This window comes from Nocardia sp. NPDC003345, assembly GCF_053589395.1.
Genome location: NZ_JBSFRU010000511.1, coordinates 1 through 2,657, shown reverse-complemented (window position 1 = coordinate 2,657; position 2,657 = coordinate 1). Strand labels below are relative to the sequence as shown.

Below are 2,657 nucleotides of genomic sequence, written 5' to 3'. Positions count from 1 at the left end.
GGAGCCGGAGTTCGAGGCTTCGGTGTTCCGGGCGCCGTCGACGCCGATCGAGGAGATCGTGGCGGGTATCTTCGCCGAGGTCCTCGGTGTGGAGCGGGTCGGCGCGGATGACGATTTCTTCGCTCTGGGTGGTAACTCGCTGGTGGCGACGCAGGTGGCGGCGCGTTTGGGTGTGGCGTTGGATGCGACGGTTCCGGTGCGTGCGGTGTTCGAGGCGTCGACGGTGGCGGGTTTGGCGTCGCGGGCCGAGCGGCATGCGGGTTCGGGTGGTCGTGCGGCGTTGGTGCCGCAGCCGCGTCCGGAGCGGGTGCCGCTGTCGCTGGCGCAGCAGCGGATGTGGCTGATCAACCAGTTCGACCCGAGCTCGGCCGGCTACAACATCCCGATGGCCATCAAGCTCACCGGCGCACTCGATGTCGCGGCCATGCGGGCCGCGGTCACCGATGTGCTGGAGCGCCACGAATCGTTGCGCACCCGCTATCCGGCGGATGCCGACGGCCTGCCGTACCAGGAGATCCTGTCCGCCACCGAGGCTCTGCCCGGCGGGCTGGGCGTCGAGTCGGCGGACGACCCGGTGGCCCGGATCGCGGCATTGATGTCGACCGGGTTCGATGCCGTCCGCGAGGTTCCGGTGCGGGCGCTGCTGCTCGAACTCGGACCCGAGGAGCATGTGCTGGCCTTCGTCGCGCACCACATCGCGACCGACGGTTCGTCGCTGGCGCCGCTGGCCCGCGATCTGGTGACCGCCTACCTGTCCCGGGCCGCCGGGGAAGCGCCGGGCTGGGCGCCCTTGCCGGTGCAGTACGCGGACTACGCGATCTGGCAGCGTGCCGTGATCGGTGACGACACCGCCGCGGAATCCGTGGCCGCCGAACAGCTCGCCTACTGGCGCAAGCAACTCGACGGGCTCACCGGTGACGTGTCGTTGCCGCTGGACCGGCCGCGGCCGCAGGTGCCGTCGATGCGCGGCGGCGTCGTCGACTTCGGAGTCGACGCCGAGGTGCACCGCCTGCTGGACGAGTCCGCGCGGGCGCGGGGCGTCACCCTGTTCATGGTGATGCATGCCGCGGTGGCGGTACTGCTGTCCCGGTTGACCGGCACGAACGATATCGCCGTCGGAACTCCGGTCGCCGGTCGTGGCGAGCGCGAACTCGACGATCTCGTCGGTATGTTCGTCAATACGCTGACGCTGCGGACCCGGATCGATCCGGCCATGACGTTCGCCGAACTGCTCGACCACGCCCGGGAAACGGATCTGTCGGCGTTCGCCAATGCCGATATCCCGTTCGAACGAGTGGTGGAGGCGGTGCTGCCCGACCGGGCGAACGCGCAGAATCCGCTGTTCGACGTGCTGCTGGCGTTCCAGAACATGGAGCAGGCCCAGATGGATCTGCCCGGGCTGACGGTGCAGGCGCTGGACGCGGGCGCGATGGCGGCGGCGAAGTTCGATCTGATGATCGGTATCGATCCGCAGCGCGCGGCCGACGGTAGATACGGGCAGTTGTGGTCGGTGTTCAACTTCGCGACCGATCTGTTCGACGAATCGACGGTGCAGTCGTTCGGACGCCGGTTCGAGCGCATTCTCGCCGCCGTGGCCGCCGACCCGCAGGTCCGCATCGCCGATATCGACATTCTCGATGCCGCCGAACGCGAGCGGATGGCGGCGCCTGCCCAGCCGGCGGCCCAGTCCGCGACCTCGGGCACCGCGCTACCGCAGATGCTGCGTGCCTCGGTCGAGGAGGATCCGGATGGCCCCGCGCTGGTATGGGGTGAGGAGGAGATCACCTATCAGGAGCTGGACGCGCGGTCGTCGCGGCTGGCCCGGACACTGATCGCGCGCGGTCACGGGCCGGGTACGGGTATAGTGGTCCGGCTCGACCGCGGCGTCGATGCGGCCGTCGCCACCTGGGCGGTGCTGAAGGCCGGTGCGGCGGTGGTTTCCGTCACGGCGACCGACGCCGCCGCGGCGGCGGGGATCTCGGTCGGTGCCGGTGTGGTGGCCGGTGCGGCGCCGGACGCACCGGCAGTGGACTGGCTGGTGCTCGGCGATCCGGTACTCACCGAGGAGATCGACGCGCAGTCCCCGCGTCCGGTCACCTATGCGGACCGGATCCGGCCGTTGCGCGGCGGCGATATCGCCCATCTGGCGGCCGACGGTACCGCTGTCGCCTACGACGAACTGGCCACCGCCGTCACCCGCGTGCACGACGGCACCGAGCTGACCTACGAGTCCCGCACCTTCCGGTACGGCCCGGGCGACAGCCTCGCCGCCGTGGTGGAGATCGTGGCCGCCGGTGCGGCCGGTGCGTCGATGGTGCTGATCCCGGAGGTGAGCACGGAGGCACTCGCCGACGAATGGGTGACCCACCTGTGGGCGGAGCCCGCGCGGCTGGCGGACCTGGATCCCGAGGCGCTCGAGGATCTGGTGGCGCTCGTGCTGGACCGGGCCGGGCAACTGCCCGATGGCTGGTCGCGGCTCGGCCATGTGCTGGATCTCACGGTGGAGTGACCGGTCCGGGCAGCGCTCTCGAGATCGGGTCGCGGACCCGCGTCCGCCCGGTGTGGGTCACACCGGGCGGGCGCCCCCGGGGTGGGGGCGGGGGGCGCCGCCTGTTAAGACCCCCCGAGCGCGGGGCATGGATATTTTTTTTTAATTG

General features: G+C 70.5%; 1 protein-coding gene. It reads left to right on the top strand.

The annotated features are described in order from the left end of the window. Nucleotides 1–2,509 (top strand): condensation domain-containing protein (locus ACWDU1_RS31385; RefSeq protein WP_450004041.1); only part of this gene is annotated, 2,509 nt, incomplete at its 5' end. Nucleotides 2,510–2,657 lie beyond the last annotated feature (148 nt).